General features: G+C 59.0%; 6 protein-coding genes and 1 rRNA gene. 3 read left to right on the top strand and 4 right to left on the bottom strand.

Annotation, left to right across the window (positions count from 1 at the left end; all coding sequences use genetic code 11):
- Positions 1-105, top strand: a 5S ribosomal RNA gene (rrf, locus tag M5J09_RS07390); the annotation flags it as partial.
- Positions 106-487: 382 nt separating this feature from the next.
- Here the strand turns inward: rrf and M5J09_RS07385 are convergent.
- Both M5J09_RS07385 and mgtE read right to left on the bottom strand, forming a co-directional pair.
- Positions 488-736 (bottom strand): hypothetical protein, encoded by a 249-nt coding sequence (locus tag M5J09_RS07385; protein WP_257157433.1) that lies wholly within the window; start codon positions 734-736, stop codon positions 488-490.
- 1533 nt (positions 737-2269) lie between these two features.
- A complete protein-coding gene (mgtE, locus tag M5J09_RS07380; protein WP_257157432.1) occupies positions 2270-3634 on the bottom strand; it encodes a magnesium transporter in 1365 nt (454 codons plus the stop codon).
- Between the two features lie 75 nt (positions 3635-3709).
- Here mgtE and M5J09_RS07375 point away from each other — a divergent pair, with 75 nt between their 5' ends.
- On the top strand, positions 3710-4603 hold the full coding sequence (locus M5J09_RS07375) for a DUF2262 domain-containing protein (protein WP_257157431.1): 894 nt from the start codon (positions 3710-3712) through the stop codon (positions 4601-4603).
- Here M5J09_RS07375 and crtI read toward each other — a convergent pair.
- Positions 4600-6108: a phytoene desaturase family protein gene (gene crtI, locus M5J09_RS07370; protein WP_257157430.1), complete on the bottom strand. Its 1509-nt coding sequence runs from the start codon at positions 6106-6108 to the stop codon at positions 4600-4602. The two genes, M5J09_RS07375 and crtI, sit on opposite strands and share 4 nt — an antisense overlap.
- Positions 6105-6953 (bottom strand): squalene/phytoene synthase family protein, encoded by an 849-nt coding sequence (locus M5J09_RS07365; RefSeq protein ID WP_257157429.1) that lies wholly within the window; start codon positions 6951-6953, stop codon positions 6105-6107. The genes crtI and M5J09_RS07365 overlap by 4 nt, the downstream gene beginning before the upstream one ends.
- A gap of 93 nt (positions 6954-7046) precedes the next feature.
- Between M5J09_RS07365 and M5J09_RS07360 the strand changes: the two genes are divergently transcribed.
- Positions 7047-7787: an ABC transporter ATP-binding protein gene (locus M5J09_RS07360; protein WP_042532157.1), complete on the top strand. Its 741-nt coding sequence runs from the start codon at positions 7047-7049 to the stop codon at positions 7785-7787.

Here is a 7787-nt window from a genome sequence, read left to right as displayed (position 1 = left end):
AGCAGCAGGGAAACGCCCGGACCCATTCCGAACCCGGAAGCTAAGCCTGCCCGCGCTGATGGTACTGCAACCGGGAGGTTGTGGGAGAGTAAGAAACCGCCGACACCAAACAACAACAAACAACTCAATACAACGAAAAGAGACCGTTGAAGCAACACCGCTTCAACGGTCCCTTCCGGTTTTCCACAAACCCACCGCACCCACGCCGGGACACTTCATCAACCCCGCCGATGTAAAAGTACAGACCCAAAAGGCGACACACCCAGCTGGCGAAACACCCACCCAACAGCCCCGGCACACCACCACCTGCAGGTCTGCACTTCCACGTCTGGACACATAGAATCCACACCAAAAGAGGAGGTGCTGATACGTCCAGAGCTTTGCTGGGGGAAGTGGCAAAGGGCGTCACATGGATACCCGCCAACCCAAAAGCTGGGCTAGCGGGCTATTTGTATAAAGGTAAAAGCTGGAGGTTGGGCTTAGGCGCTTAACCCTTCTTGCATCCGCGGGTGTCATGCAAACCGCACTGAGGAATACCAAGGAACGACAGCGCGATAGATGAGAGCGTGACTGGGATAGCGATGATGCCGTAAATAGGGGAGTCGACGACGAGCTCATTGAGATCGGTGGACGGGCCCTGGTTGGAGTTGTGCAGTGTGCTGTCTTCAGCGTGGGCAGTGGGGGCTGCTGTCATAAGCAGTACGGTGGCGCCGATGATAGCTAGGGGCTTTTTCATCCTGACAGGTCCTTTCGGATAGGGAAGTATAGGGGATTCCTAGGCTATCGGACCGAAAAGTCAAAAGCAATGGGTCGCCAGCTAGCGCAACACTCACCGAAAACACCGGGATATCGCGACCTGTAGGTCGGTACTTCCACGTCTGGACACATAGATGATTCCGCAGCTGCGAGCAGAGGGGCCGCGACGATGATCGCCTGGGCGTGCTCGCCACTACTTAAGGTTGCATCGTCAGGATCATAAACAGGCACACCGTGAGTAGCGAGTAGATCATTGATTGGTTTCATGGGTATCAGTCTTTCCTTAGTGGTGGACGCGCATGCGCAATCACTAGAAAATATTTTCTATAAGTGCTTTATTAAACAGGATGCTGCATCGGTCGTCGCGTGCACGCTGACCCCAATCTGAGTGTTCCCGATACTGCCCAGGAGCAGCGAGCCCATATGACTACTTGTTCAAGCCGGTTAGAGTCCAAGCACTACCCGGATTATCCAGAGAAAAACTGAGAGCAACTGTCGTTGACTCCATGATTACAGAAGGCGGACTTGATGGAGAACACAGATCGAGAGCCTGTCGAGAGAACCTCACCCATTGTTCGCTGTCGCCCTTTCCTCTAAGAAAGAGGAAGTTTTCGTGATCGTCGAAGCCGTGTTCTGGAACAGGGGGATCATCAACCATAAGTGTTTCTTTGACTGTTTGATACGGAGTGTATGGGCACACGAGCGAAAACTCAGTCCACTCTGGTCCGTAGAGTTCCTCCAGTGTGATGGACTCAGTAACGGGGATTGCATGTCCCGATCGTCCTAGGGACGCGAGATGAGAAGCCAATGGGTCATTAAAACTACAAGAGGAGAGTGATAGGGAGACAATACTAGTGAACCCTATCCGTGCCATCATGCGTCTCATTAACATAGCCTCCTTCTCGTGCCTATCCTAGGATAGTGTATCGGGACCCACACCCACATCACGCGCGACCAGGCTAACTGCCTCGCCTGCAGCCACTCGCTCAATAGCAGCATCTTTAACATCCTTCGGAGTCCAACGCGTCACAACTACCTCCCGGTCGAAGTGGCGCATTCACCCCTTGACAGCACGGCTTAATGAGTCGCCTTCCAGGTCTGGACATGTGCAACCCCACCACACACCGCACGACCACAACACCCGCCCACCCAGCAGGGCGCGCGCTTACCCCATAAGGCCACACGCCATTAGCAGTACCCACACATCCCCAACACTGCGCCCACACCCAATACCTAGCTCGCTACAACGTCAGCGGCCACTACGCCGCCAAAAACATCGCGGTACCCTCTGATGCTGCTAGGAGAAAACTAGCGCCGCCGGGGTACTTCCGGAGCGGTCATTCTGGAGTAGGCGGTTAGTACAAATGCGAGTGGAACGTGAGGCGTACGGCGTGTTCGAATCGTTCGGTCGGGGTTCCGAAGGCGGGTTCGTAGTGCGGTTGTGACATGTGAGCTAAGTTTGTGAGGCTTAGCGGGGCCCGCCGGTTAGCCGGGGTATTCTCCCCAAAGTGGACTAGATCCCCAGAACTGATTTTGCGATGAGGAAGTAGATAATCAGGCCCGTCGCATCGCAGAACGTGGAAATAAACGGGTTAGAAAAGACTGCCGGGTCCGCACCCACGGTCTTGGCAACGATGGGCATAAGACCGCCGACTGTTGCCGAAATGGAGCAGATGAGAAAGAGGGTCGAACCGATCACGATTCCGATGTCGAGTCCGTAGACCAGGGTGGCGAGCACCAGTCCTGCTGATCCGAGGACGGCGCCGAGTAACATGCCGACGCGTAACTCGCGCCACATGACGGCGATGAGGTCGCGCGTGCGGACGTCGCCAAGCGCCAGCGCACGGGTTACCGTCGTTGCTGCCTGGTTTCCCGTATTACCGCCGGTTCCTGTCAATAGCGGGATAAACAGGGACAACACGACGGCCTTCGCCAGAGTTCCCTCGAAAGAGTCGAGTACCTGCACCGTGAGCAACGCGGAAACCGCCAACACCAGTAGCCATACGATGCGCGAGCGCACCAGCTTGAGCAAAGGCGTGGAGAGATAGGGCTGCTGCAGAGCCTCAGTACCACCGGCGCGCGCGGAGTCCTCACTATCAGCCTCTTCAACGATGTCCGTGGCATCGTCCCACGTGAGCAGACCCACCAAGCGGTGCGAGTCATCGACGATGGGAAGCGCGAGGATATCCAGGGGCAGGAACCAACGCACGGTTTCCTCGGCGTCATCGCTGGCATGGGCGTAGATCGGATCCTGCATGATGGATTCGATCAGAACACCTGATTGCGTAACGAAGATTTCGCGCAAGCTGACGACACCGACCAATCGGCGGTCAGATCGCGTAACCGGAATGGTGTAGATGGTTTCCAGCTCATCGGCGGTATCACGCAGGGTGCTCAACGCATCATCAACGGTCATAGACGGCAGAATCTCGGGGACTTCCGGCGACATTCGGCGGCCCACCGAACCTTTCGTGTACCCCAGAACCACACCGGTGACATCGCGGTCAGTCTGGTTGAGAGAACGTAGGAGGCGGTCCGCAATTTCCGCGGGCAGCTCATCGAGCAGCGCCACGCGGTCTTCGGGATCAAGCTCATCGAAGAACTCATAGACATCGGCGTTGCCTAGTTCATCAATGACGTCAGCTTGGTGCTTGGCATCGAGTGCATCGAAAACCGCAATGGACTGTGCTCGCGGCAGCAAGCGCAGCGCCAACGCGGCACGCACAGCATTTTGGCGCTCCACGATGGCAATAAGCTCCTGCCGAGGTACCTCAGCGAGAAGCTTCTGCAACTTTGGTGCTTTCTTCGGGTCGATGGCATCGTCCTGCTTCAGCCAGGCCTCGACGACTTCGCTGGCCTGCTCAGTTGTATCTGCCATTGCCCAGCGCCTTTCTTCTCGACGTCTAACCCCCTCAGACTACGCTAGAACTGTGACGGCGTTAGTATTGCTCACATGCTGTCGCTCTACCGTGATTTTCCCGACGATGAGATCCTTCAGGCAACTCTCACCAATGAGGCAGCGGAGTTCTTATTCATCGCCCCTACAGCCCCGCAGAGGTCAGAAAGCGAATCACCTTACTCCGAAGATAGGACGCACATTCAGCTATTGAGCATGGGCGGTCTCGCCCTCCGGTTCTTGCCGGATGGAGAGCTGATTACTGGTGACATCGACGTGCGCTACCCACAGCTTTTTCAGACCTCCGGAGGAAAAACGATATGGGATCCGCGGGAGCTCGCTGATTTAGAGCCTTTCACCGTGTACCGCGCGCGGGGAGCACGCCATTTCCATGAGAGAAGTCAGCAGCATTATGTCGATATTTGGGAGATTCTTCCTACTATCGCGGATCCTGCTATGGACGCCTTGGTGGCCAAGCTCGCGGCTCCGGTCATCCTTAACTCCGACCACGGGCCATTGGTGCTCGATCGTGCGTCGAACACGTTCGACGGGCGGGCCGAGGACCTCGGAGTGGATATCAGCATCGTGTATGAGGGGGAGGAGCTTCTCCTTGCGGACACAAAGAAGAACTTTAAAGCACAGCTGAAAATAATCAACAAGGTTGTGAACGCTGGTTTCCTTGATAAGGCGCGTCGCTTAGCCGCGAAGAAAACCCTCGCTGCAGCCAACCGCTGGCGCACCGATGTGGCGCAGGCAGAGGGCATAGATGCTCCCATCCCAGAGCTGAGCGTGGAGGACGTCTACCGCGCAGTGACACCGGTTGCCGTCGAGGTCCCCCAACGCGGGCACATTATCGTCGAGTTCGATGACGGCTACCTCTTCGGCGGCCATCCCGTCACGGTGACGACGAGGAGAAACGGCACGCCCGTAGGATGTGAGCTGGACGCCTAGCGCTGCTCGCGCATCCGTGTGAGCACGTTCTGGGCGGAAATGAGACACATCGGCACGCCCACGCCGGGCACCGTGGTGCCTCCGGCATAGTACAGGTTAGAGAGCTTGCGCGACACGTTGCGTCCGCGGAAGAACGCCGACTGCCGCAGCGTGTGCGCAGGGCCCACGGCGCCGCCGGACCACGAGTTGTACTGCTCGGCAAAGTCGCTGGGGCCGAGCGTGCGCTTGACGACGACCCTCCCCTCCAGATCCTCAATCCCCAACCAGGACCCCAGTTGCGCCACGGCAGCGTTAGCAATGGCACTTACTCGGGCAGATTCTTCAGCACCATAGGCATCGCCATGGCCATAGGATTCGTCCGCCGGGACGGGAACGAGGATAAAGAGGTTCTCATAGCCCGCGGGTGCCACAGTCGGATCGGTTGCGGATGTCTTTGATACATAAATTGACTCAGAGGCTCCCAGCGGTCGCGTTGGCTCTGGTCCGTGGTAGACGGCTTTGAAGTCGGGCGTCCAATCTTTGCTGAACAGCAGCGTATGGTGCGCAAGCTGCGGGACAGAGCCTTTCACGCCCAGAAAGACTAAGACCGTGCCCAGACCAGGATTTCGCCGCGCGAAGTAGCACTCGGGGTAGGTTCGTGCTTCGTCGGGAAGCAACGCGGTTTCGGTATGGCGCAGGTCAGCGGCGGAGATAACGGCATCGGCGGGGATGACGTGGCCATCGGCCAGCGTGACGCCCGTTGCGCGGCCATGGGCGCAGTTGATCGCCGTCACCGCCGTGCCCAGGTGAAACTTTGCCCCCGCTGCCTGCCGCGCAATCGCCTCCACTACCGCGGCGAACCCGCCCTGCGGATAGCGCACGCCCTCCACTAAGTCGGTATGGCTCATCAGCGAATACAGCGCCGGGGCAGCCTTCGGCTCGGTGGAGAGAAACACTGCCGGATAGGTCAGAATCTGCCGCAGACGGTAGTTCTGAAACCGCGCCGCCACTAGGCCATCGAGAGAACGCGTGAGCAGCAGAGTGAGCGTGCCCAGCCGGCTGAGAACATCCCGCGCGAGAAGCTCCGTCGGGCGGGAAAACGTGGTGTAGAGAAAGTTGCGCAGCGCGACAGCATAGACGTTGGACGCCTGCGTTAGGTACGCCCGCACCCGCGCGCCAGCGCCTGGCTCCACGGCCTCAAAAAGCTGAGCGACCTTCTCCACGCCGGTTTCCACGTCGAGAAACTCGCCGTCCTCGTTGTACACCCGGTACGCCGGGGAGAGGTCAACCAGCTCTAACTCGCGTTCAGTACTCGTTCCGCAGGCCCGGAAGAACTCTTCGAACGCTTCCGGCATGAGGTACCACGATGGTCCCGTGTCGAAGCGGAAGCCGTCCACCTCCAGCTTCCCCGCGCGCCCACCGACGCTGCTCTGCTTATCGACGACCACCACGTCCCACCCCTCACGCTGCAACAATGCCGCAGTGGCCAGGCCAGCGATGCCCGCGCCAATAACAACGGCCCTCACCTCAACGCTCCTGCTGCAGCTCGGCTCACCAAGATGGCCTTACGCGCAGCCGGAACCGACACGCGAGTCTCCATGATGTCAGCGGCGGGCGTGGCCTCGAGCAGGTCGGTGAGCTCGGTGAACAACGCCGTGGCTGCAGCCACGCCGATGCGTGAGCCGCGCGGCAACAACGTCGTGGCGGTGCGCGCCTCGGCGAGATCTGTGCGAATATCCGCGATAATTGCGGCCTTTGCCTCCTCATCCAATCGTGTGGGATCCGGCAGGGAGGGGAAATACGACCGACCCAACTCTGCCGAGTCCTCGTGAAGATCTCGCAGGAAGTTAATCTTCTGAAAGGCAGCGCCTAAGCGCCGAGCGCCGTTGTCCACACCCTCCGGCCGCGGCCCACCCGAGAAGAAGGCATCCACGCACAGCAACCCAATGACCTCTGCGGAACCACAGATGTAGTCCTCGAAGGACTCCTGCGTGTGCGTGCTCCGGGTCAGATCGCTGCGCATCGAGGAGAAAAACTGCGCCACATGGTCGTCCTTAAATCCACAGCGCCGAGCTGATAGTGCATACGCATGCACTATGGGATCGGTGTGGAAGCGCTGGGAAGGGGAGTGGCGGACGGTGGCCTCGTAGGCGTCGAGAAGCGCGGCGGCGTCGTGGGGATCAAGCCCCGCATCGACGATTTCATCGGCCGTGCGCACCATGGCGTACAGGTTACGGATATCCACTCTCACCTGGGGTGAAAGTAGCCGGGTGGCCAGGGAAAAGCTGGTGGAGTAGTGGCGCATCACCTGCGCCGCGGCGGCCACGGCGCTGCGGTCATAGCGTTCCAAAGCGGAAAGAGAAGCGCGCATGGCCCATATTTTAGACCACATGCGTCACACAACTCACCTTGAGCAAGATAGGGTAGTGACGTTACTTTCCCCATCTATAAGGAGAACACGTCCATGACCACCCCAACGATGACTGCTGCGGCCCGCGCCGTTGACCTGTTTAAGCAATACGGGCAGGGAGACACCGCAGTTACCGCGTTGGACCACGTCAACGTTGAGTTTGCGCGCAACGCCTTCACCGCCATCATGGGCCCGTCTGGTTCCGGTAAGTCCACTCTCATGCACACCATGGCGGGTCTGGACTCCGCGACGTCCGGCTCGGCCTTCATCGGTGACACCGACATGTCCCAGCTCAGCGATAAGGACATCACCGCACTGCGTCGCGACCGCCTCGGCTTCATTTTCCAGTCCTTCAACCTCGTGCCTACGTTGACCGCGGCAGAAAACATCACCCTGCCGACCGACATTGCGGGCAAGAAAGTTGACAAGGAGTGGTTCGATGAGGTCACCACGCGCCTTGGTTTGGCCAAGCGCCTGGAGCACCGCCCGGCGGAGCTTTCCGGTGGTCAGCAGCAGCGTGTGGCCTGCGCCCGCGCGTTGGTGTCGCGCCCGGAAATCATCTTCGGTGATGAGCCCACCGGTAACCTCGACTCCAACTCCTCCGCCGAGGTGCTCGATATTCTGCGCACCGCCGTCGATAAGGACGGCCAGACCGTCGTCATCGTCACCCACGATGCCAAGGCCGCGTCGTATGCCGATCGCGTGGTGTTCTTGGCCGATGGCCGCCTCGTCAACGAACTACACAACCCGACTATGGAGTCCATCCACGCTGTGATGGCAGAAATCGAGGGCTAA

It is taken from the genome of Corynebacterium sp. BF-R-2, assembly GCF_024586525.1.
Lineage (GTDB): Bacteria > Actinomycetota > Actinomycetes > Mycobacteriales > Mycobacteriaceae > Corynebacterium > Corynebacterium singulare.
The sequence above is the reverse complement of the archived record's forward strand: the minus strand, read 5'-3'. Positions and strand labels throughout refer to the sequence as shown.